This is a genomic window from Lelliottia sp. AC1 (genome assembly GCF_023278595.1).
Taxonomy (GTDB): domain Bacteria; phylum Pseudomonadota; class Gammaproteobacteria; order Enterobacterales; family Enterobacteriaceae; genus Enterobacter; species Enterobacter nimipressuralis.
Genome location: NZ_CP025699.1, coordinates 103,688 through 123,381, shown reverse-complemented (window position 1 = coordinate 123,381; position 19,694 = coordinate 103,688). Strand labels below are relative to the sequence as shown.

At 54.1% G+C, this 19,694-nt stretch carries 26 protein-coding genes; 20 read left to right on the top strand and 6 right to left on the bottom strand.

Annotation, left to right across the window (positions count from 1 at the left end; translation table 11 throughout):
• Window positions 1-202 precede the first annotated feature (202 nt).
• The 3 genes from C0560_RS00610 to C0560_RS00600 are packed head-to-tail and all read right to left on the bottom strand — an operon-like array spanning window position 203 to window position 1,746.
• Window positions 203-769, bottom strand: coding sequence for a phage polarity suppression protein (locus C0560_RS00610; protein WP_248859409.1), 567 nt, complete (start codon window positions 767-769; stop codon window positions 203-205).
• Between the two features lie 18 nt (window positions 770-787).
• Window positions 788-1,015 (bottom strand): ogr/Delta-like zinc finger family protein, encoded by a 228-nt coding sequence (locus C0560_RS00605; RefSeq protein ID WP_248859408.1) that lies wholly within the window; start codon window positions 1,013-1,015, stop codon window positions 788-790.
• Window positions 1,012-1,746, bottom strand: a complete 735-nt coding sequence (locus tag C0560_RS00600; RefSeq protein WP_248859407.1) for a glycoprotein 3 — start codon at window positions 1,744-1,746, stop codon at window positions 1,012-1,014. Before C0560_RS00600 ends, C0560_RS00605 begins: the two co-directional genes overlap by 4 nt.
• Window positions 1,747-2,287: 541 nt before the next feature.
• Here C0560_RS00600 and C0560_RS00595 point away from each other — a divergent pair.
• From C0560_RS00595 to C0560_RS00565, 7 genes are all read left to right on the top strand, one after another.
• On the top strand, window positions 2,288-2,554 hold the full coding sequence (locus C0560_RS00595; RefSeq protein WP_248859406.1) for an AlpA family transcriptional regulator: 267 nt from the start codon (window positions 2,288-2,290) through the stop codon (window positions 2,552-2,554).
• Entirely contained in the window at window positions 2,551-3,108 is a 558-nt protein-coding gene (locus C0560_RS00590; protein ID WP_248859405.1) for a host cell division inhibitor Icd-like protein, read from the top strand. The genes C0560_RS00595 and C0560_RS00590 overlap by 4 nt, the downstream gene beginning before the upstream one ends.
• On the top strand, window positions 3,105-3,332 hold the full coding sequence (locus C0560_RS00585; RefSeq protein ID WP_063157516.1) for a hypothetical protein: 228 nt from the start codon (window positions 3,105-3,107) through the stop codon (window positions 3,330-3,332). Before C0560_RS00590 ends, C0560_RS00585 begins: the two co-directional genes overlap by 4 nt.
• Window positions 3,329-3,649, top strand: a complete 321-nt coding sequence (locus tag C0560_RS00580; protein ID WP_248859404.1) for a DUF5375 domain-containing protein — start codon at window positions 3,329-3,331, stop codon at window positions 3,647-3,649. Before C0560_RS00585 ends, C0560_RS00580 begins: the two co-directional genes overlap by 4 nt.
• Window positions 3,650-3,663: 14 nt before the next feature.
• A complete protein-coding gene (locus C0560_RS00575; protein WP_248859403.1) occupies window positions 3,664-5,997 on the top strand; it encodes a primase-helicase zinc-binding domain-containing protein in 2,334 nt (777 codons plus the stop codon).
• Window positions 5,998-6,403: 406 nt separating this feature from the next.
• Window positions 6,404-7,300, top strand: coding sequence for a sce7726 family protein (locus C0560_RS00570; protein ID WP_248859402.1), 897 nt, complete (start codon window positions 6,404-6,406; stop codon window positions 7,298-7,300).
• Window positions 7,252-8,163, top strand: a complete 912-nt coding sequence (locus C0560_RS00565; RefSeq protein ID WP_213838670.1) for a sce7725 family protein — start codon at window positions 7,252-7,254, stop codon at window positions 8,161-8,163. Before C0560_RS00570 ends, C0560_RS00565 begins: the two co-directional genes overlap by 49 nt.
• A gap of 315 nt (window positions 8,164-8,478) precedes the next feature.
• Here C0560_RS00565 and C0560_RS00560 read toward each other — a convergent pair whose 3' ends face one another.
• On the bottom strand, window positions 8,479-8,643 hold the full coding sequence (locus C0560_RS00560) for a YlcI/YnfO family protein (RefSeq protein WP_123429713.1): 165 nt from the start codon (window positions 8,641-8,643) through the stop codon (window positions 8,479-8,481).
• A gap of 128 nt (window positions 8,644-8,771) precedes the next feature.
• On the opposite strand from C0560_RS00560, the gene C0560_RS00555 reads away from it, so the two are divergent.
• Both C0560_RS00555 and C0560_RS00550 read left to right on the top strand, forming a co-directional pair.
• On the top strand, window positions 8,772-9,113 hold the full coding sequence (locus C0560_RS00555) for a SymE family type I addiction module toxin (protein WP_248859400.1): 342 nt from the start codon (window positions 8,772-8,774) through the stop codon (window positions 9,111-9,113).
• A gap of 55 nt (window positions 9,114-9,168) precedes the next feature.
• Complete coding sequence (locus tag C0560_RS00550; protein ID WP_248859399.1) at window positions 9,169-10,206, top strand: virulence RhuM family protein; 1,038 nt, start codon at window positions 9,169-9,171, stop codon at window positions 10,204-10,206.
• Here the strand turns inward: C0560_RS00550 and C0560_RS00545 are convergent.
• A complete protein-coding gene (locus C0560_RS00545) occupies window positions 10,196-10,651 on the bottom strand; it encodes a GNAT family N-acetyltransferase (protein ID WP_181827093.1) in 456 nt (151 codons plus the stop codon). The two genes, C0560_RS00550 and C0560_RS00545, sit on opposite strands and share 11 nt — an antisense overlap.
• 111 nt (window positions 10,652-10,762) lie before the next feature.
• Window positions 10,763-11,761 carry a class I SAM-dependent methyltransferase gene (locus tag C0560_RS00540; protein ID WP_248859397.1) on the bottom strand — a complete coding sequence of 333 codons (999 nt, stop codon included), beginning with the start codon at window positions 11,759-11,761 and terminating at the stop codon, window positions 10,763-10,765.
• Window positions 11,762-11,898: 137 nt separating this feature from the next.
• Here C0560_RS00540 and C0560_RS00535 point away from each other — a divergent pair, with 137 nt between their 5' ends.
• The 11 genes from C0560_RS00535 to C0560_RS00485 all read left to right on the top strand — a co-directional run bounded on the left by C0560_RS00535 (window position 11,899) and on the right by C0560_RS00485 (window position 19,691).
• Complete coding sequence (locus C0560_RS00535; protein WP_123429718.1) at window positions 11,899-12,336, top strand: hypothetical protein; 438 nt, start codon at window positions 11,899-11,901, stop codon at window positions 12,334-12,336.
• Between the two features lie 52 nt (window positions 12,337-12,388).
• The gene (locus tag C0560_RS00530; protein ID WP_248859395.1) at window positions 12,389-13,117 is read left to right on the top strand and encodes a MerR family transcriptional regulator; all 729 of its coding nucleotides are present in this window, start codon (window positions 12,389-12,391) and stop codon (window positions 13,115-13,117) included.
• A 98-nt stretch (window positions 13,118-13,215) separates the two neighbouring features.
• Window positions 13,216-13,626: a hydroxyisourate hydrolase gene (uraH, locus tag C0560_RS00525; RefSeq protein ID WP_123429719.1), complete on the top strand. Its 411-nt coding sequence runs from the start codon at window positions 13,216-13,218 to the stop codon at window positions 13,624-13,626.
• 183 nt (window positions 13,627-13,809) lie between these two features.
• A complete protein-coding gene (locus C0560_RS00520) occupies window positions 13,810-14,244 on the top strand; it encodes a nuclear transport factor 2 family protein (RefSeq protein WP_100778225.1) in 435 nt (144 codons plus the stop codon).
• Window positions 14,241-14,960, top strand: a complete 720-nt coding sequence (locus C0560_RS00515) for an SDR family NAD(P)-dependent oxidoreductase (protein ID WP_181827088.1) — start codon at window positions 14,241-14,243, stop codon at window positions 14,958-14,960. Before C0560_RS00520 ends, C0560_RS00515 begins: the two co-directional genes overlap by 4 nt.
• A complete protein-coding gene (locus tag C0560_RS00510) occupies window positions 14,957-16,222 on the top strand; it encodes an NAD(P)/FAD-dependent oxidoreductase (RefSeq protein ID WP_248859394.1) in 1,266 nt (421 codons plus the stop codon). The genes C0560_RS00515 and C0560_RS00510 overlap by 4 nt, the downstream gene beginning before the upstream one ends.
• Entirely contained in the window at window positions 16,219-16,941 is a 723-nt protein-coding gene (locus tag C0560_RS00505) for a DUF1365 domain-containing protein (protein WP_248859393.1), read from the top strand. The genes C0560_RS00510 and C0560_RS00505 overlap by 4 nt, the downstream gene beginning before the upstream one ends.
• Window positions 16,938-18,158 (top strand): cyclopropane-fatty-acyl-phospholipid synthase family protein, encoded by a 1,221-nt coding sequence (locus C0560_RS00500; RefSeq protein ID WP_248859392.1) that lies wholly within the window; start codon window positions 16,938-16,940, stop codon window positions 18,156-18,158. Before C0560_RS00505 ends, C0560_RS00500 begins: the two co-directional genes overlap by 4 nt.
• Window positions 18,155-18,640: a DUF2878 domain-containing protein gene (locus tag C0560_RS00495; protein ID WP_248859391.1), complete on the top strand. Its 486-nt coding sequence runs from the start codon at window positions 18,155-18,157 to the stop codon at window positions 18,638-18,640. Before C0560_RS00500 ends, C0560_RS00495 begins: the two co-directional genes overlap by 4 nt.
• The gene (locus tag C0560_RS00490; protein WP_248859390.1) at window positions 18,637-19,164 is read left to right on the top strand and encodes a chalcone isomerase family protein; all 528 of its coding nucleotides are present in this window, start codon (window positions 18,637-18,639) and stop codon (window positions 19,162-19,164) included. Before C0560_RS00495 ends, C0560_RS00490 begins: the two co-directional genes overlap by 4 nt.
• A complete protein-coding gene (locus C0560_RS00485; RefSeq protein ID WP_123429726.1) occupies window positions 19,161-19,691 on the top strand; it encodes a DUF3833 domain-containing protein in 531 nt (176 codons plus the stop codon). Before C0560_RS00490 ends, C0560_RS00485 begins: the two co-directional genes overlap by 4 nt.
• The last annotated feature ends 3 nt before the right edge of the window (window positions 19,692-19,694 follow it).

Here is a 19,694-nt window from a genome sequence, read left to right as displayed (position 1 = left end):
GTAGCGCGCAATGCTCTCCCCGCCACGCCTGCACGCTTAAGGGGCCGCTTTTAATGCAGGTGCATAAGCGGCCTCAGGCCGCGCCAGAGCTGGTACTGGCGGGGGAGGCCGGGACGTGAAAATGCATGCAAAACCATGCACCTTACGCATGCATGGCTTAATTAGGGGAAATTGGCGGGATTTATTGGGATTTTCTGACGGACTACTGCACGGCCAGATCTGCGCGTTTATTCACGTAATTCTGGTTTTGTGCGGGTGTATATTTTTCACGATTATCATCCCGCGAAGCCGCGTCAGGCCTGAATCCGATGGCCGTTAAAATGTCGTTATCCTGTGCGGAATAATTAATTTTTTCACCGGCTGCCAGCCAAACCGACAGCGCTTCACGCAGGTAATCGACGGAGTGCTGCATCGCGCAGCGTGTGACGGCGGGATTCTGGCCGTTATAGCCCATTAATTCAGGTGCAAGCGCGGCGGCCAGCTCTGCGCCGTGCGCCTGCATAAAATCATTCAGCCGGTTACGGATGCTGATGCGCTGCACGTTTTCATGTGCGCGAATATAGCGACCGGCAGCCTGATTAATTTCCCATTTTTTCACGTCGATAATATCGCGCAGGGTTTGCAGACTCCGGGTGTGGCTGTCATCACCGGTGGCGATAAGTTCGCGGTATTCCTGTTCGGTGTCGGCCAGCTCCTGTTTGCGGGTCAGCCAGGCGGTTTTCGTGTTCTGACAGGCTTCAAAAGCCTGCTCCAGCGTTAAGGGTGTCATCAGGTGTCTCCGTATGCTTTACAGGCGTTGTTTTCGGGGTTTACCGGCCTGAGTACAAATTAAATGGTCATCTGCATCTGTCGTGGCCGAGGGCGGCTGTATCACTTTGTCGACTGACTCCACCGTTCGGAACGTGGCGGAGCACAGGACGTTTGTGCACTGGTAATAAATTTGTTTGACCGTCCCGGACAGATAGCGGCTGGTGCGGGTGTGGGCCGGGCACTGACAGAACGGGCAATGCATCACTCCAACAGCCCCCGCGCTTTCAGGTCAGCTTCACGCTCACGCAGTTTGTTAAAGAAGGCCTGACGCTGGCCGTTGGTCACTGCGACGCCGTAATCCATATGCGACAGCGTCTCAGCCGACAGCCCGGTTTTAAACAGCACCGGCTCATCCGCCAGACGGATATGACAGTCATTCACTGCACGCTTGAGCCATGCCTGCACCTCCTGCATGACCGCTTTATCAGGTTCGACATATCCCTGAATCCCGACGGTATTTGCGAGCGGGTTCCCCAGCGTCAGCATTTTCAGTTTCATCGCCCGGACTAGGGCCCCGCACGTCTCACGCAGCGCGTTATCCAGCTCTTTTCCGGCGTACTCGCTCAGCACATTGTGATGCGCCTGACGGTACTTTCTGGCCGTGATGTCACAGGAGGCTTTCAGGCGGTCGCTGTCATAGGCCAGCACCTCAGCCAGCCTGTCGCATTCCTGCACCAGCTCGCGGGAGGCCACGCGTGCCAGATGCTGTTGTTTCAGCTCATCCGTCAGCACTGCCCCACCGGCACGGAATGCCCTGCGCCATACGCTGGCATCGCTGCCGTTTTCCTTTTCAATCTCAGCTTTCTGTTCGGCGGTTCGGGCAATGGCCGTGGTGGTGTCATCCAACTGACGGGCGCTCTCAAGGTGTGCTGCTCTGGCCGCATCCAGTTGTTGAAATGCGGGTGTCAGGTATTCAGGGATAGCGGTGTTGGTCATGGTGTGTCTCCTCAGTCATGTCAAGTTGAGGAGATTCTGCCGTGCACCACACAACAACTCGACTCATTGCCGTTGTGGCAGGAATGGCACAGACGGGACTTTCAAAAGAAGGCTGGCCAGAGAAAGGTCGCAGGAAAATCACTCTCTCTGTTTGTTTTTTTACTGTTAACTATTCACCACTGTTCACCTTTAATAAAAATATAAGTAATACAGTATGTTAAAGGGTGAACAGTTGAGGGTCTGACTGTTCACCGTCTGTTCACCACTGTTCACCTTTGGTTCTTTCCTCTGTAGTAACTCTTATACTTTTTTCTGGTTAATTTAGTGAGAATCAATAAGTAAAAGTACTCGCCGGTTTGCCATCAATTGTCAATGATTGCCAATAATTGCCAGTGTTTTCCACATTCAAAAAATCAATAGGTTGTATGAAACAAGGCACGAAAAAGACTTGTTGCCCTGAGAGAAAATATTCACAAAATAGAGCGCTACCCGAGGCCGGACGGACACGACCGGCACTGTATGGACTTTATGAGGTAGCCCGATGCACACCGCTTTTTCTTCCCCGTCTTCTGCGCCTGTCGCCCCGCCAATTCCGTTTTCTGACACCGTTCAGGAGCGCTTTATCCGCCTGCCAGAAGTGATGCACCTGTGCGGCCTGTCCCGTTCGACAATTTATGACCTCATCAGCCGGGAGGCTTTCCCGAAACAGATCTCACTTGGCGGTAAAAACGTGGCGTGGGCGCAGTCAGAAATTACCGCATGGATGGCCGAGCGGATCGCCGACCGTAACCGGGGCTGTGACGCATGATGATGGCCGTTCTTCTGAAAGCCCCTTTTTCTGGCTTGCTTCCGTTCGCCGTTTCCAGGTATAGTTTTCCCGCTGTCGCAAAATCGGCAGCCGGAATTGGCGTTCCGAATAACTTCAAGGCGACACGACACGCGCCATGCGTGTTTTTTTATGTCGTTGCTCAGGCACACCCATTTTCAGGGCTGTGGTGTTTATTCGTGCACCAGTGGTCTTTTCTGATAATGGTAGTCCGGGCGGGGCAGCCTTCGGGCTGGCCGGTTTCCTTGAAGGCCGGTTACGCCAACCCCGTTCGGGCTGCCACCAGTGAAATTGGCGTTTCCGGTGGTAGTTTTTCAAACTACTTCAAGGAGGCTGCCATTATGGCTACTACCCTCGCACCATTACACCCACAATTCATCTTCGTGTTTGCCGCCGTTCGTCGCGCAGACCGTAAACCTCGCATCTGTATGCTCCGCACTGTTGCCGGTGACGAGCACGCCGCACGTCTTTCCCTCGTTCGTGATTACGTCCTCTCGTTTGCTGGCCGTCTGCCGGTTGCAGAGGGGCACGCATGAAACACACTACCCTCAGCATCAAAGAACTCGAATGCCTTGAGCACCTGCGTAACGTCGGCCACTTTGTCAGCGCGATGATGCAGGAGCAGGACTGCACCACCCTCCGCCGCGACCCCGCGCAGCAGTCGCAGCTTAACTCCGTGATTTACCTGATGACCGCCCAGCTCGACGGCGTGGTCGAGCGCTGCAACCAGCGCTGGCTGGCCGGGGAGGGTAGCGTATGAAAAAGCCGTTACCGCCGGTATTACGCGCCGCCATGTATCGTCGTGCCGTGGCCTGTGCCTGGCTGACCCTGTGCGTACGTCAGCACCGCTATCCACAGCTCACCCTCGATACGCTGGAAAGTGCTATTGCCGACGAGCTGGAAGGGTTTTATCTGCGCCAGCACGGCGAGGAAAAAGGCCGTCAGATTGCCTGTGCGCTGCTCGAAGATTTAATGGAAGCCGGACCACTGAAAGCCGCGCCGTCGCTGTCCTTTCTCGGGATGGCCGTCATGGATGAACTCTGCGCCCGTCATATCGCCGTGCCGGTTGTGCACTGAGGGAGAAAATAACGATGAAAATGAACGTAACGGAAACCGTAAAACAGGCGTGCGGCCACTGGCCGCGCATTCTCCCGGCGCTGGGTGTGAAAGTGATTAAAAACCAGCATCAGGCCTGCCCGGTATGCGGTGGCTCTGACCGCTTTCGCTTCGATGATAAAGAGGGGCGCGGGACGTGGTTCTGCAACCAGTGCGGTGCGGGTGACGGGCTTAAGCTGGTCGAAAAGGTGTTCGGCGTGTCGGCCTCCGAGGCCGCCGGGAAGGTGGGCGCCCTGACCGGCACCCTGCCGCCGGTAGCTGAGGACATGATTGCCGCCGCTGAGGCTGAAACTGATGCCAGCCGCAAAGCTGCTGCCACACTTGCCGCAAAACTTCTGGAGAAAACCCGACCGGCCACCGGCAACGCCTACCTGACCTGCAAGGGCTTTGCTGCGCTCGAATGCCTGACGCTGACCACCACACACAAAACCGGCGGCGTAACGTACCGCGCCGGAGATTTAATCGTGCCGCTGCAGGACGATACCGGCGCGCTGGTTAACGTTCAGCTCATTAACGCTGACGGCCTCAAACGCACCCTGAAAGGCGGGGCGGTAAAAGGGGCGTATCACCTTATCAAGGGGGAAAAAGAGGCGGGAAAACGGCTGTGGATAGCGGAGGGCTATGCGACCGCGCTCACCGTGCATCACCTGACCGGTGAAACCGTCATGGTGGCGCTGTCGTCCGTGAACCTCCTTTCTCTGGCGAGCCTTGCCCGTCAGAAACACCCGGCCTGTCAGATTGTGCTCGCCGCCGACCGCGACCTCAGCGGGAACGGCCAGACCAAGGCCGCAGCGGCCGCTCAGGCCTGTGAGGGCACGGTTGCCCTCCCGCCGGTGTTCGGTGACTGGAATGATGCCTTTATCCAGCAGGGGGAAGACGCGACGCGCAAAGCGATTTACAGTGCCATACGGCCAGCGGCGCAAAGCCCGTTCGACACCATGAGTGAGGCGGAGTTTACCGCCATGAGTACCAGTGAAAAGGCGATGCGGGTGCATGAGCATTACGGCGAAGCGCTGGCTGTGGACGCGAACGGCCAGCTCCTGTCCCGCTATGAAGCCGGGACATGGAAAATTATCCCGCCGTCGGACTTTGCACGCGACGTGGCCGGGCTGTTCCAGCGCCTGCGCGCCCCGTTCTCGTCGGGGAGAATTGCCTCGGTGGTCGATACCCTGAAACTGATTATCCCTCAGCAGGCCGCCCCGGCACGTCGTCTGATTGGTTTTCGCAACGGTGTGCTCGATACCCTCACCGGCGTATTCAGTCCGCACAGCAAATCACACTGGCTGCGCACCCTGTGCGACGTGGACTTTACCCCGCCGGTGGAGGGCGAAACGCTGGAAACTCACGCGCCGAACTTCTGGCGCTGGCTCGACCGTGCGGCCAGCGGGAACGCTGAAAAGCGCGACGTCATTCTCGCTGCGCTGTTTATGGTGCTGGCGAACCGCTACGACTGGCAGCTCTTTCTCGAAGTGACCGGCCCCGGAGGCAGCGGGAAAAGTATTCTGGCTGAAATTGCGACCCTGCTTGCCGGGGAAGACAACGCCACGTCAGCAACCATTGAGACACTGGAATCACCACGTGAGCGCGCGGCGCTGATTGGTTTCTCGCTGATACGCCTGCCTGACCAGGAGAAATGGAGCGGTGACGGCGCAGGACTTAAGGCCATCACCGGCGGCGATGCCGTGTCAGTTGACCCAAAATACCGCGACGCCTATTCGGCTTATATCCCGGCGGTGATTCTGGCCGTGAACAATAACCCGATGCGCTTCACCGACCGCAGCGGCGGCGTGTCGCGTCGCCGGGTGATTATCCACTTCCCGGAGCAAATCGCTCCTGAGGAGCGCGACCCGCAGCTTAAGGACAAAATCGCACACGAGCTGGCCGTCATCGTGCGCCAGCTTATGCAGCAGTTCAGCGACCCGATGACGGCACGTACACTGCTCCAGTCGCAGCAGAACTCTGACGAGGCACTGAGTATCAAGCGCGACGCTGACCCGACGTTTGATTTTTGCGGTTATCTGGAAGCGCTGCCGCAGACGAACGGGATGTTTATGGGGAATGCCAATATCATCCCGCGACGGCCCCGTAACTATCTCTATCACGCCTATCTGGTCTATATGGAGGCGAACGGCTACAAGCACGTGCTTAGTCTGAAAATGTTCGGGCTGGGGCTGCCGATGATGCTGAAAGAGTACGGGATGAACTACGAGAAGCGGCACACCAAACAGGGCACGCAAACCAACCTGACGCTCAGGGAAGACAGCAACGGCGACTGGCTGCCGAAGTGCGATGAATCCACAGCGGTATAACCCACTCAGACCGGCAATCGCCGGTCTTTTTATGCCTGACTGTCCCGCGAGGTGAACAATCGACTGTTCACCCTTCACCGTCTAATCACCTCTTAACCTTATGAAAATGTTATATAAAAATGAAAGGTGAACAGAGTGAACAGTAAAACCTAAAAAAAACTTTTAAGGGGGGAGTCCGGTACGACTAAAGTGAGTAGAGGTCAGTTTAGGATGATTGCGTATTCAATGAAGATTCCAAATATCACATTGATATATCTACAATTAATTCATATTTGCCGATTTAACGATACTCGTCAAAAATTTTAAATTCTCTAATAATGTTGAGAGGATCAGGGAAATCAAGCTAATCTTAGCGTTTACTAATGCTGATTTTTGGCTAAAGGTGCAGAGTGAGATTGATGTTAAAATGATGAATAATAAGAATATTGGACAATTATTTACAAGCCAAGCTATAAATGCCGTTGCAGATGGTGATTTTTCGTTACTCCACGAATTAGCGGCGACTACTTTAAATCCTAAATTTTTCCCTGTTAAGGTTTCCGAAATATTCGATATAGCTTTTAAAAAGCTATCTCACGAATATAAATCAGAGTATTTTTTCAAAAACATTATAGCAAACGAAGTGTTTTTGAAAAAACATAAGAAAAATGAAGCAGTAATGCTCTCTGAGTTTAGAGTTGGTACAAATAAAGCAGATTGCGTAATTTTAAATGGATTATCAACTTGCTATGAAATAAAAACCGAACTAGATAATCTGAAAAGATTACCAGAACAATTAGACTCATATACTAATTTGTTTGATAAGGTCTATGTCGTAGCGGCTAAGACTCACATAGAAAAAATCAAGCTTATAATTCCAGAAACTGTTGGCATCATTGAACTAACAGAAAAAAATAAGTTGGATGAAATAAAACCTGCATCAGTCATCGATTCGGAAATTAATCCGAAGTTAATGATTAGTTCTATGCGAATTGCAGAGTATAAACATATGGCCGAAAAAATATCCGGGATGAGAATCGACCTCCCAAACATGGATGTATATTCTTTTTGCCTAGAAATATTCGAGAACATAGACTCTCAAACTCTAAGAAAGCACTTCCGTGACTCACTCAAGATACATAGAGCAAACAACATTAGCTTTATTAATACGTTACCTAGATCACTAAAATCATCAGCAATTAGTTTTAGTATCAATCAGTCTCGTCAGAGATCACTGACCAAAATACTATCAAGCTACATTGAAAAGGATGATATATGTACTTCCCTTTACTCAGAGGTAAACAGTTCGAGTTTACAGCGTTAAGAGAACTATCGGCTATTGTGCCTAATAGCCTTTTTAAACCAGTTATTGAGCCCGTACGAGAAAACACAAAGCAACTCGAAACTACGATTAACTCATTGAACAAAAACAATATTACGCCACTTATTATTGTCAATTCTGAGATAGGAGAACTCAAAGGAAAGACTGATCAATTCATTGATGAACTATATAAAATCAAAGGTATATCATTCACCCCCTGCATTAAATATATAGATAACATTCAGGAGTTTGATAGATTAAATGGTCTTATAAAAGGAGAAAAAGCATCATATGTTGAAAGTGGTGTTACCCGAGATTTGGTATCTCGTTTAAAAACATTTACAATTAATATTATTCCTGAAGGTTCACCTAACATTGTACTACAACAATTATCAAATATTGTCTTAATGGATGATCCGTTTAAAAAGAAAAAAAGGAATGCTGATTATCCATCAAATTCATATTTCTCAGATTTGCATGTCCGTTATAAAGGTGTCCACAATTCAGTAATTGGTTTTGGGGATTTCAATATTGCGGGTTCAGATTATGCAGAATCTGGTGGCCCTGCATACGTGGTGACTATTCATGCTAGCTATTTGGATAGTGATGAATTTGATGCAATGTCAGTTAAACATTTTTCATCAATCGATGATGGCACACCCTCGAATCCATCAGGAAAATTCCAGCAAGCTTTAGAAAAGCTTGTCGTGCATGATCAAACTTATCCCGGTTTCTTTGATAACACATTAGGCCTACGTGAGTTTAAAGCGCTTCATTCACGTAGACATTACCCTGGGCTTGGCCAAGTCAAGCAATTTTCGATGGAACACCATATTGAAACAATCTGCAATTTCATCGCAATCTAGTTTTTCCATATGTATATAGAAGTGTATAACATGGCGGTTAGCACCCTGATAAAATCATATATATTAGTATGTTACCCGCCAATACTGACTCCTGTGATCTTCCGCCAATAGTTCTCATTTTTTTACCTTCCCTTTAGTCAATTATATTTATGCTCATATCTTAAAATTGCTTTCTAGTTAATTTTAAAATTGAATATGGGAAGTCAAATAAGCATTAGAATCGATTGAAATCTGACTGAAAAATCTAGAAATTATTATTTCGGCAATGAATTAGCAGCTAAAAAATTAAAAATTACAGTTCACTTGGAATTTCCACTAACTCTCTTTTTTCAATCGCATTAAACATGCCTCCTTCACCCACTTACTAAAATTCCCTTTCCCCGCAGCTTTCTCAATCTGTTCCAAAAGCTCATCCTCGAAACGGATGTTCTTCATGGTGCTTTTAGTGCGGTCAAAATTTGGTTTTTTTTTCTCTTGCATGGTAGGTACCATTCCGGTTAGTTTATCTGCATGTGGTACCTACCACATGGATTTGAAATTCTAGCAACGCCCAGCAGTGTTGCAGCACTAAAAGGCGTCTAACCTCACCAACTATCAAGGAGTTGATTATGGCTGATTCGCATTCTACCCCAGACACTACCGCCACCGGAACTGAGCGCTCGATAATTGTGGGATATCGCCCGAACGTTCACGACAAAACCACGCCGAACATCATTCTTTCGGGCAAGTGGCTGCGCGCCGCCGGGTTTGATACCGGGCATCAGGTGACGGTTAAAGTCATGGACGGGTGCATTGTTCTGGTGGCGTACAGCGAGCAGGAACAGCGGTTGCTGGACGATTATAAACGGACGAAAGCAAAGCTCATTAAAATAGAGGAAATGCTTGCAGCGATTCAAACTCAGCTTCCTGGAAAGCTCCTCGCAAAATCAAATACAAACCACATGGCTTAAGGCTGATTCTGGCATACTACCAACTGGTAGGGTTGATCGTTATAAAAGAGGCGACATGGCAGATAAAGACGAAATCCAATCTCCGGCAGGTGAATTTGTTATGTTTGCCAGTGATGACGGAACTGTTCGCATCAGATGCCGCTTTGAACACGAAACGCTCTGGCTGTCGCAAGCAGCCATAGCGACACTTTATCAGGTCACTCCGCAAGCAATTACTCAGCATATTAAAACCATTTATGAAGAAGGTGAGCTTGAACAAAAAGCAACTTGTAAGGCTTACTTACAAGTTCAGCAAGAAGGTCAGCGCAAGGTCAATCGCAACACTCTTCACTATAGTCTGCCCGTGATTCTCGCCATCGGCTATCGCGTCCGCTCCACGCGAGGTACACAATTCCGCCAGTGGGCAACACAGATGCTCCAGGAATACCTGGTTAAAGGCTTCGTTATGGACGACGAGCGCCTGAAAAATCCGCCTGTCGGAACCTCCGCCGTGCCCGACTATTTCGATGAAATGCTGGAACGCATTCGCGACATTCGGGCCAGCGAACGCCGGGTATATCTCCGCGTGAAGGAGATTTTTACGTTAGCCGCGGACTATCAGCCTTCGATGAAAGAAACCACGCAATTCTTCCAGACCATTCAGAATAAACTGCATTTTGCCTGCACGGGTCACACCGCTGCGGAGTTGATTCATCAACGCGCTGACGCCACTCAACCGCATATGGGGCTGACCAGCTATAAAGGCGAAGAGATCCGTAAAACCGATGTCACCACTGCAAAAAATTATCTATCCCAGGAAGAAGTTAGCGAGCTTAATCGTGTCGTTAATATGTGGCTCGATTTTGCTGAAGATCAGGCCAAACGCCGCAAGCAGGTATTTTTACGTGACTGGCAAACCAAACTCGATCAGTTCCTGCAATTTAACGACCGGATAGTTTTAGAAGGGGCAGGCAAGATCAGCAAGAAAGCGGCTGATGAAAAGGCGTGCTCAGAATACATTGAGTTTGAAAAAAAGCAGCGCCTACTGAAAGAATCCGAGGGAGAGAAAGATATCATCGGCTTATTAAAATGGGATAAGAAGGCTAAGCGTTAATCCCGGTATGTCCACCCAGCCTCATATGCAACAATGGAAACGGATTCCCCTGCCCGTCGAGTTCCGAGCGCCCGATCTGCTCAAACCCCATATGGCGATAAAATTCCACCCCTTGCGGGTTTTGCTCATTCACATCCACTTCGTTCACACCAAACTCTGCGATGGCATATTGCAGCAGCAATTTCCCCACGCTTTTACCGCGGCTCGCAGCATCAATAAACAGTATTTCAATGCGATTTTCATCAACACCTAAAAAGCCGTGAATAACGCCAGCGTCATCGCGGGCAATCACAACCTTGAGATTTGGCAGATACGTGTTGAGCAATAACGGGCGCAGCGCCACAATATCGTTTTCCTGCAAAAAGTGGTGGGTGGCGCGAACGGAGGATTCCCAGATCGCGACCAGACATTCGAAATGTGAAGGGTGTGCGGTTTCTATTTTCATGAGGGGATCATGTGCGGTTAAAGACGTTAATTCAAGTCTGTCTCGACGGTCTGTTCCCACTCATACTCTCCCGTTTGGGAGAGGGAATCGATCGAATTAAATGCCCCCACATCAAACCCTAACCTCCATCACCGCATAAACCCCATCTTTCGGCACAATCACCGTCACGTTCTTCGCAGGTATCCCCGCCGCAAGATGGATATCCTGCAACTGCTGCAAGGTGCGCGGGTAGATGTGCGCCCAGCCGATGCAGCGCAAAATAAAGTCAATTTGCGGGCTGGTGGTGAGCATATTCGACACAATCACCGCCCCGCCGGGCTTCACCAGTCGTACGGCGCGTTGCAGGAAGATCACCGCATCGGTGTCGTTGAAATATTCGAAAATCCCCAGCGCGTCGACCAGTTCGGCCTGATGTTCACCCAGCTCGAGCAGTAAATCGTCACTGCGGATGAAATGATGAATCAGATGGCGCTTGAGCAACGTCAATTGTTCCCCCACCACCAGCCCCTCCTGCGCCGCCATGGTTTCTGCCCAGCGCAGGGCGACGGGGTCATCGTCCACCAGCGAGAGATGCACCTTCTGCCCGTCCAGTTTTGCCGTGCGAAGCGCCTCCAGCACCGGGATCGCCGCGCCGCTCGCCAGGCTTATCCAGTCGCTTTCCAGCTCATTGTGAATGTATTTCTCCACCAGCGCGCCCAGCACCTGCGCGCGGGAGCGCACGCCGATGGCGTCGTTGGCGTGGATAAACCACTGGCGGCTTTCGCTGTCCATCCGCGTGCCTTCGGGCAGGCGTTCTTCCAGCGGGTTTTGCACCACAAACAGCGCCAGCGCAGAGGGCACCAGCCGCGCGCGCCAGGCCGCCATCGCCGGGCGTGTGCGGAACGCTCGCTCGGAATGAACATGCTGCGGAATCAGCCTCGGCAGGCCGTTTTCGCCCTCTTCCAGTAGCGGGGGCAGCAGCTCAGGGTCGGCTTTCATGGCCAGATTGAGCGCGTTAATCTCCCGCGTGACATCGTCTTTCATCGGCCATTGATCGCTGATATCAGGAAACGATGCGCTGTAAATTGTCATATTTGCCGGTGCATCACCGCGAAAAGAGTGCCAGTTCATCTCGTAACCCCCCGTTCGACCCTAAACGGAAGTCTATGCAAACGGTACGGCATTGCCCTACGAAAAATGCACGATATGCCTTAATTTTCAGCTCACCTGTGCCGCTTTGAATCGCTATACATGAAGGAGCGATCGGGATGAAAAAACAGGTTTGGCGGCTGCTGCTGCCGTTGATGCTAACGGGCTGCGCCAGCATTGTCGGCAGCAACGAAGAGACGCTGTATATCGACAGCACCCCGACGGAGGCATATTACGCGGTCATCGATCGCAACGGCGACCTGATCGCCACCGGTAAAACGCCGCAGTCTGTAGTACTGAAAAAATCCGACGGCAGTTATTTCGGCAAACGGGAATACACCCTGACGCTTAAACAGGAGGGCTATTACTCGACGATGATGCCGCTCGAGTACCGCTTCAGCCACTGGTACACCTTCGGGAATATCCTCTTCTTCGGCGTGCCGGGCTGGCTTGTCGTAGACCCGTTCTCGGGCGGCATGTACACGCTCAAAGAGGACCACGTAAACGCCATATTGCGCCCCTGCCCGCCGGGGCCGTTCAATCACATGTGCTCGTAAGGAGCGGAATTCGTAGTATATTGAGAGTTAACTTGGTCATCAGGCGCACTCCATGTCTTACTCCATCGGCGAATTCGCCCGACTTTGCGGCATCACCGCGACCACGCTGCGCGCGTGGCAGCGTCGCTATGGTTTGCTGAAACCGCTTCGCACCGATGGCGGGCACCGTCTTTACAGCGATGACGACGTCCAACAGGCGCTCAAAATTCTCGACTGGGTGAAAAAAGGCGTACCGGTCAGCCAGGTAAAACCGCTGCTGGCGCGGCCTGGCGCACGGCGCACCAATAACTGGCTCACCCTGCAGGAGAGCATGCTGCAGCGCCTGAAAGAGGGGAAAATCGAATCCCTGCGCCAGCTGATTTACGACTCAGGCCGCGAATCGCCACGGCCAGAACTGGTGACCGAAGTCCTGCGCCCGCTGCGCAGCCAGGTCTCCGCGAATATCCCGGCGATCGTGACCCTGCGGGAAATCCTCGACGGCATCATCATTGCCTACACGTCGTTTTGCCTCGAAGGGGATAAACGCGCGCCGGGCGATAATTGTCTGATCACCGGCTGGCATCTTAACGACCCGTGTGAAATCTGGCTCGAAGCGCTCAAACGCACGGGGCAAGGCCACCGCATCGACGTCCTCCCGATACCGCCCGCAACCCTGGCACCGGAAATTTTCCCGGACCGAAAATGGCTGCTGGTGACCACCGGCAAATTAACCGTCGCGCGCAAAAAACAGATTGCGCAGTGGCAGGAACAGGGTATTTCTCTGGAAATCATCACCCTGTAAAGGCTATTTCCCGCCCCAGTTATCACAAAAGATTGAATATTTTCCTGCCGCCATAATGCTAACGTTTTCCTGTATTCATCACTCAACAGGAAAACAACATGAATAAAGTCTCCGGCCTGCTGCTTTTATCCTCCCTCGCCTTTGCCCCGGTCGCGTTTAGCGCCCCGGTGGGTACGTTGAGCGTCCATATCCTTAACCAGCAAACGGGCACACCGCCGCCGGATGTCACGGTCACGCTGGAAAAACAGCAGCAGGGAAAATGGACCACGCTGGCGAGCGGCAAAACCGATCACGATGGACGTATTAAATCCCTCTATCCGCAGGATCAGGATATGCAGCCCGGCGTGTATAAAGTGACCTTTAAAACCGGTGAATACTTCCAAAGCCAGAAATTATCCTCGTTTTTCCCTGAGATCCCGGTGCTCTTTACTGTCACCACCACCAACGAAAAACTGCATATTCCACTGCTGCTGAGCCAGTACGGCTACTCCACCTACAAGGGCAGCTGATTCGTCCTGCGCTCCTGCCCCGCTATCGGGAGCGCATTAATTTCCGCAAAAATCACCTTTCCTATCCAATTGAAATAAATCACTAATTAAAAATAATCCAAATCAAACTTGGACAAATATCATTGTTTGTGTAAGTTTTAATTATTGGGTTTTTTCAGGATCGTCAACCGGAAAGGTGAGTCAATGAGCGCCGTGCATACCGTCATCGATCGGTTCGTGAGTTACTACGCCGAGCTGGACAACCAGCCGCCATCGGCGCTGCCTGCGCTCTATCATCCTGAAGCCGTGCTGATTGATCCTTTCGGTGAGCATCAGGGGTTGTTCGCGATCCAGCGTTACTTCACCCATCTGCTGGCCAATGTGGACCAGTGTCATTTCTCCATCGATAAGCCATTTACCGACGGTGACCGTTTCGCGCTCACCTGGACCATGCACTGGTCGCATCCCCGTTTAACGGAGGGTAATACGCTGGCTCTGCCAGGCTGTTCCGTGGTGGACGTGCAGGACGGCACAGTGAAACGCCAGCGGGATTATTACGATGCCGGGGAGATGATTTACGAACACCTGCCGGTGCTGGGCTGGGCGGTTCGCGGTGTGAAAAGGAGGGTGCGCCCATGATGACTGTCCTCATCACCGGCGCAAGCTCAGGGATTGGCGAGGGGCTGGCGAAGTCCTGGGCGGATGACGGCTGCCGCGTCATCGCCTGCGGCAGGGATGCTGCCCGCCTTGAGGCCCTGCGCCAGTACAGCCCGCTAATCTCCCTGCGTCAGTTTGACATGACCGACGCACAGGCCTGCCGCGACGCGTTGGCCGATTGCCCCGTGGATCTCGCCGTTTTGTGCGCCGGAACCTGTGAATATCTCGATCACGGGTCGATCGACATCGATCGCGTCTCGCGGGTCATGCGCACCAATTTTCTCGGCCCGGTGAACTGCCTGGCCGCGCTTCAGGATCAACTCGCGCCCGGTAGCCGCGTGGTGCTGGTCAGCTCCATGGCGCACTGGCTGCACTTCCCGCGCGCCGAGGCGTACGGCGCATCCAAAGCAGCGCTGACGTGGTTTGCCAATAGCCTGCGTCTGGACTGGGAGCCTAAAGGCGTGGCCGTTACGGTCGTCTCACCAGGCTTTGTCGACACCCCGCTCACCCGTAAAAATGATTTCCCGATGCCCGGTAAAGTCAGCGTAGAGCAGGCCGTTGCCGCCATCCGCCGTGGCGTGGCGAAAGGCAAAACGCACATCGCGTTTCCTGCCGGGTTTGGTGTGATCCTGCGGCTGCTGGCGTCCCTGCCGCCGTTTGTGCAGAACGCGCTGCTGCGCAGGATGGTGCGCTCATGAACATCGCCATCATCGGCAGCGGGATCGCCGGGCTGACCTGCGCCTGGCGGCTGGCCGGGCACCATCAGGTGACGCTGTTCGAAGCGGCACCCACCGTCGGCGGCCATACCGCCACGGTCGATGTCACCACGCCGTCGGGAGATTTTTCCATCGACACTGGTTTCATCGTTTACAACGACCGCACCTATCCCCGCTTTATGGGCCTGTTGAGCGAGCTGGGCATCAGCGGGCAAAAAACGCAGATGAGCTTTTCTGTGCATAACCCGGCCAGCGGGCTGGAATACAACGGCCACACACTCTCCAGCCTGTTTGCCCAGAGGCGCAATCTGCTGAACCCGACCTTCTGGCGGCTGCTGAAATCCATCGTGCGGTTTAACAAACTGGCGAAACAGACGCTGATTAAGGGCACCAGTAATAACGACACGCTGCAAACGTTCCTGGAACAGCATCACTTCAGCCCTTACTTCGCCAGGCACTACATTCTGCCGATGGGCGCGGCAATCTGGTCCTCCTCGTTGCAGGAGATGCGCCGTTTTCCGCTCGCCCTGTTTTTACGCTTTTTTGAGAATCACGGGCTGCTGGACATCACCCATCGTCCCCAGTGGTACGTGGTGCCCGGCGGATCGCGCGAATATGTCCGCGCACTCGTTACGCAGCTGGGCACTCGTCTGACGCTGCGCACGGATGCACCGGTGCAGAAGGTGATCCGCCACCCCAACCAGGTTGACATTGAACTTGCCGACGGAACTCACACCTTCGATCAGGTCATTTTCGCCTGCCACTCCCGTCAGGCACTGGCGCTACTGGCTAACCCCTCGCTCGCGGAAAAACAGATCCTCGGCGACATCGGCTGGCAGCGTAACGAGGTGGTGCTACACAGCGACAAACGCTGGCTGCCGGTGCGTGAACGAGCCTGGGCAAGCTGGAACTATCGTCTGAACGATCGGGAACAAAACAGCGCCTGCGTGACCTACAACATGAACATTTTACAGGGGCTGCCAGAGGGCGCGCCGCTGTTCTGCGTGACCCTGAATCCGGATGCTCCCATTGACGAGCGTTACGTCTGGCAACGCTTTGTGTATGAACATCCGCAGTTCAACCCAAGAAGCTGGCGTGCCCAGACGCGCCGCGCCGAGATCAACGGCCAGCAGCGAAGCTGGTTCTGCGGTGCCTACTGGTACAACGGATTTCATGAGGATGGCGTGCGCAGCGCGCTCGACGTGGTGACGGGGATCGCAGGAGTGGGAGGGGCGGGAACATGAACAGTTGCCTCTATCAGGGCGTGCTTCGTCACCGTCGTCTGCTGCCGCGAGCGCACCATTTCCGCTACAGCATTTTTTTGGCATGGCTCGATCTCGACGAGCTGGCGCGCCTGCCGTCGCTGGGCATTCGCCGTAACCGCTTTGCCGCCGCGTCGTTTTACGATCGCGATTATCCGCTGGGCGAGCCGCTTAAAGAGCAGGTGCTCACCAGGCTGGAGACGCTGACCGGTGAGCGCACCGATGGCCGGGTGATGCTGCTTACCCAGCTGCGCTATTTCGGTATTCATTTTAATCCGGTCAATTTTTATTACTGCTTTGACCAGCAGGACGTCCTGCGCTGGGTGCTCGCGGAAGTGCGCAACACGCCGTGGAACGAGCGGCATTACTACGCGGTGAACGGGCAGGAGACGCGCCCGATGGCAAAAGCCTTCCACGTTTCGCCGTTTAATCCAATGGATATGGTGTACCACTGGCGCTTCAATCGCCCGGCGAAAACTTTATTCATGCACATTGAGAACCATCAGGAAGCCAAAGTGTTTGATGCCACGCTGATGCTCACTCGTCAGCCTCTGACACGTGCGGCGCTGAGTTCGCTGCTGTGGCGCATTCCGCTCATGACGCTCAAAACCGTCCTCGCCATTTACTGGCAGGCGCTGCGGCTGTGGCTCAAACGCGTACCCATCCATCCCCATCCCACCAGCAGGAGTGAACGCTCATGACCGATCCCGTTTATGCGCTTGAGCCAGACTATCCGCGCAACGCGCGCATGGCGCGCTGGCTGCTGTTCCGCCTGCTGGGGGACTTACAACAGGGTTCGCTGACCGTACGCGAGGGCAACCAGACGTTCCATTTTGGCGACGCCAGTGCGGCCCTGCATGCCGACGTGGAAGTTCTCTCCTCCTCCGTTTACCGGCGACTGCTGACGGGCGGAAGTCTGGCCGCCGCCGAAGCCTGGATGGACGGCGAGTGGGAGACGCATCAGCTCACCACGCTGCTGCACATCCTCGCCCTTAACGGTAAAACGCTCGGGCGGCTGGAGAGCGGTTTCCGACTGCTGGGCAAGCCCGTCGAACGGCTACGCCACTGGATGCGCCGTAACCATCGCCAGCAGGCGCGGGAAAATATTGCCGCCCATTACGATCTCGGCAACACCTTTTATGCCCAGTTTCTCGACGAAGAGCTGCTCTATTCCAGCGCCCTGTTTACCTCGCCGGATCAGGATCTCACGGCCGCGCAGAAGGCAAAAATGGCCCGCCTGTGCGATCAGCTGGCGCTGACCCCGGACGATCATCTGCTGGAGATTGGCACCGGCTGGGGAGCAATGGCCGAATTCGCCGCGCGCCACTACGGCTGTCGGGTCACCACCACCACGCTCTCTTACGAGCAGTTTTGCTGGGCGCAGGCACGGATTAACCGCGCCGGGTTGCAGGATAAAGTCCAGGTTTTGCTGTGTGATTACCGCGACTTAACCGGGGAGTACGACAAGCTGGTGTCCGTTGAGATGATCGAAGCGGTCGGCAAAACCTTTTTGCCGGAGTTTTTCCGCACCTGCCAGGCCCGCCTGCGCCCCGGCGGCAAAATGGCGCTTCAGGCGATCACCATTCAGGACCAGCGCTACCGCGACTACAGCAAAAGCGTCGATTTCATTCAGCGCTACATCTTCCCCGGCGGCTTTTTGCCGAGCATTACGGCGATGAACGAACTGATGACGCGCCACACGGACTTCGTGGTACGCAACCTTTTCGACATGGGACCGGACTACGCCCGCACCCTGACACACTGGCGCACGCGCTTCCTCCACGCCTGGCAGGAGATCGAAAAACTCGGCTTTGACGAGCGTTTTCGCCGCATGTGGCTCTACTACCTGGGCTACTGCGAAGCCGGGTTCAACGCCCGCACCATCAGCGTGGTGCAACTGACGGCAGAGCGCGTATGAACCGCCATGTGCAGGTCTTCGTGCTCGCCATCGCGTTCGATCTCTACTGGACGCTGGTGGTGATATTTCGTGAGCGGGGAGTGATGGTGTGGCTCGCGCTGGCGCTGCTGGCCTGCCTGATGCTGAAACCGATCCAGCGACTCTTCGCCCTGATGCTGGCGGTCGCCGGGAGTTCCCTGGACACCCTCTGGTCGCTGACCGGTCTGCTGCGCTTCAACGGCGAAGGGATTTTGCCTCTCTGGATGATGGCACTTTGGCTGATGTTCGCCTGCGTCTGGACCCAGCTCACGACCACCACCGCGCTGCCGCGCTGGCTGCTGGTTCTGATGGGCACCGCTGGCGGTCCGGTGGCCTATTTTCTCGGCGAGCGGCTGGGCGCGATCACCTTTCAGGCACCGGCATTCATCGTCCTGAGCTGGATGGCGATGGGCTGGCTGGTACTGATTCTCTTTTTCCATCTGCTGGTGGGGAGGCAACGATGAAATCCGCTTTGCTGCTTCTGCTCTGGCTGGCTGCCGCGCTCCCTGCGGCGCACTCCGCCGACTGGCTCACCTGGCGCAAAGTGGGCGAGGCGACCCTCACCTGGGGCCCGTTTGACGTTTATCGCTCACAACTGAGCACCCCGGATGGGCGTTACACCGGCCTGCAACAGGATCAGGCGCTGCTGATTACCTATCAGCGCAGTATCAGCCGTGACGAACTGGTCGACGCCACCCGCGAGCAATGGCAGGCGCAGGGCATTCTGGACAGTGAACCCAACAGCGCCGAATGGCTGCGCAGGCTGCAGGGAATTTGGCCCGATGTGAATCAGGGAAGCCAGCTGGCGTTTGTCGTGAATAACGGACAGGGGCAATTCTGGTATCGCGCCCCGACCGCCCGTTCGGCGTTCACACCGCTCGGCCCACCGCAATCGGCGACCTTCAGCGAGCGCTTTCTGGCGATCTGGCTCGGTCCTCGTACGCAATATCCCGAACTACGACTGCAGTTGCTCGGAGGTAAACCATGAAACGTTTTCTGACTCTCGGCCTGGTGCTGATGACGCTGCTGGCGGGCTGTAGCGCCGACATTAACGATTACCGCGATCAGCAGCCGCGGCTCGATATCTTCCACTATTTTCAGGGCCAGACCGAAGCCTATGGGATGGTGCAGGATCGCAGCGGGAAGCAAATTCGCCGCTTCCACGTCGATCTCAAGGGCGAGGTCAGCGGCGATACGCTGACGCTCAACGAGCAGTTTGTGTATGACGATGGCGAAAAACAGCAGCGCGTATGGCATATCCGGCGCGTCAGCGCCGATCGCTTTGAAGGTCGTGCGGGGGATATCGAGGGCGTGGCGACCGGCCAGGCGGCGGGAAACGCCTTCAACTGGCGCTACAGCATGAACGTCAAAGCCGACGGCAAAACCTGGCTACTGCACTTCGACGACTGGATGTATTTGCAGGACGGCAAACACCTCTTCAATAAAACCGCGATGACGAAGTTTGGCTTTAACGTCGGAACGGTGACCATTTTCTTCACCCGCAACGAGCAGTAAGGG

Bases quoted from the DNA above. Each gene is read 5' to 3' on its own strand.
- C0560_RS00590 (WP_248859405.1), top strand. From the start codon at position 2,551: ATGATGATGGCCGTTCTTCTGAAAGCCCCTTTTTCTGGCTTGCTTCCG.
- C0560_RS00535 (WP_123429718.1), top strand. From the start codon at position 11,899: ATGAAAAAACAGGTTTGGCGGCTGCTGCTGCCGTTGATGCTAACGGGC.
- C0560_RS00510 (WP_248859394.1), top strand. From the start codon at position 14,957: ATGAACATCGCCATCATCGGCAGCGGGATCGCCGGGCTGACCTGCGCC.
- C0560_RS00505 (WP_248859393.1), top strand. From the start codon at position 16,219: ATGAACAGTTGCCTCTATCAGGGCGTGCTTCGTCACCGTCGTCTGCTG.
- C0560_RS00610 (WP_248859409.1), bottom strand. From the start codon at position 769: ATGACACCCTTAACGCTGGAGCAGGCTTTTGAAGCCTGTCAGAACACG.
- C0560_RS00490 (WP_248859390.1), top strand. From the start codon at position 18,637: ATGAAATCCGCTTTGCTGCTTCTGCTCTGGCTGGCTGCCGCGCTCCCT.
- C0560_RS00555 (WP_248859400.1), top strand. From the start codon at position 8,772: ATGGCTGATTCGCATTCTACCCCAGACACTACCGCCACCGGAACTGAG.
- C0560_RS00500 (WP_248859392.1), top strand. From the start codon at position 16,938: ATGACCGATCCCGTTTATGCGCTTGAGCCAGACTATCCGCGCAACGCG.
- uraH (WP_123429719.1), top strand. From the start codon at position 13,216: ATGAATAAAGTCTCCGGCCTGCTGCTTTTATCCTCCCTCGCCTTTGCC.
- C0560_RS00550 (WP_248859399.1), top strand. From the start codon at position 9,169: ATGGCAGATAAAGACGAAATCCAATCTCCGGCAGGTGAATTTGTTATG.
- C0560_RS00485 (WP_123429726.1), top strand. From the start codon at position 19,161: ATGAAACGTTTTCTGACTCTCGGCCTGGTGCTGATGACGCTGCTGGCG.
- C0560_RS00595 (WP_248859406.1), top strand. From the start codon at position 2,288: ATGCACACCGCTTTTTCTTCCCCGTCTTCTGCGCCTGTCGCCCCGCCA.
- C0560_RS00560 (WP_123429713.1), bottom strand. From the start codon at position 8,643: ATGCAAGAGAAAAAAAAACCAAATTTTGACCGCACTAAAAGCACCATG.
- C0560_RS00575 (WP_248859403.1), top strand. From the start codon at position 3,664: ATGAAAATGAACGTAACGGAAACCGTAAAACAGGCGTGCGGCCACTGG.
- C0560_RS00515 (WP_181827088.1), top strand. From the start codon at position 14,241: ATGATGACTGTCCTCATCACCGGCGCAAGCTCAGGGATTGGCGAGGGG.
- C0560_RS00580 (WP_248859404.1), top strand. From the start codon at position 3,329: ATGAAAAAGCCGTTACCGCCGGTATTACGCGCCGCCATGTATCGTCGT.
- C0560_RS00570 (WP_248859402.1), top strand. From the start codon at position 6,404: ATGATGAATAATAAGAATATTGGACAATTATTTACAAGCCAAGCTATA.
- C0560_RS00540 (WP_248859397.1), bottom strand. From the start codon at position 11,761: ATGAACTGGCACTCTTTTCGCGGTGATGCACCGGCAAATATGACAATT.
- C0560_RS00530 (WP_248859395.1), top strand. From the start codon at position 12,389: ATGTCTTACTCCATCGGCGAATTCGCCCGACTTTGCGGCATCACCGCG.
- C0560_RS00545 (WP_181827093.1), bottom strand. From the start codon at position 10,651: ATGAAAATAGAAACCGCACACCCTTCACATTTCGAATGTCTGGTCGCG.
- C0560_RS00600 (WP_248859407.1), bottom strand. From the start codon at position 1,746: ATGACCAACACCGCTATCCCTGAATACCTGACACCCGCATTTCAACAA.
- C0560_RS00565 (WP_213838670.1), top strand. From the start codon at position 7,252: ATGTACTTCCCTTTACTCAGAGGTAAACAGTTCGAGTTTACAGCGTTA.
- C0560_RS00585 (WP_063157516.1), top strand. From the start codon at position 3,105: ATGAAACACACTACCCTCAGCATCAAAGAACTCGAATGCCTTGAGCAC.
- C0560_RS00495 (WP_248859391.1), top strand. From the start codon at position 18,155: ATGAACCGCCATGTGCAGGTCTTCGTGCTCGCCATCGCGTTCGATCTC.
- C0560_RS00520 (WP_100778225.1), top strand. From the start codon at position 13,810: ATGAGCGCCGTGCATACCGTCATCGATCGGTTCGTGAGTTACTACGCC.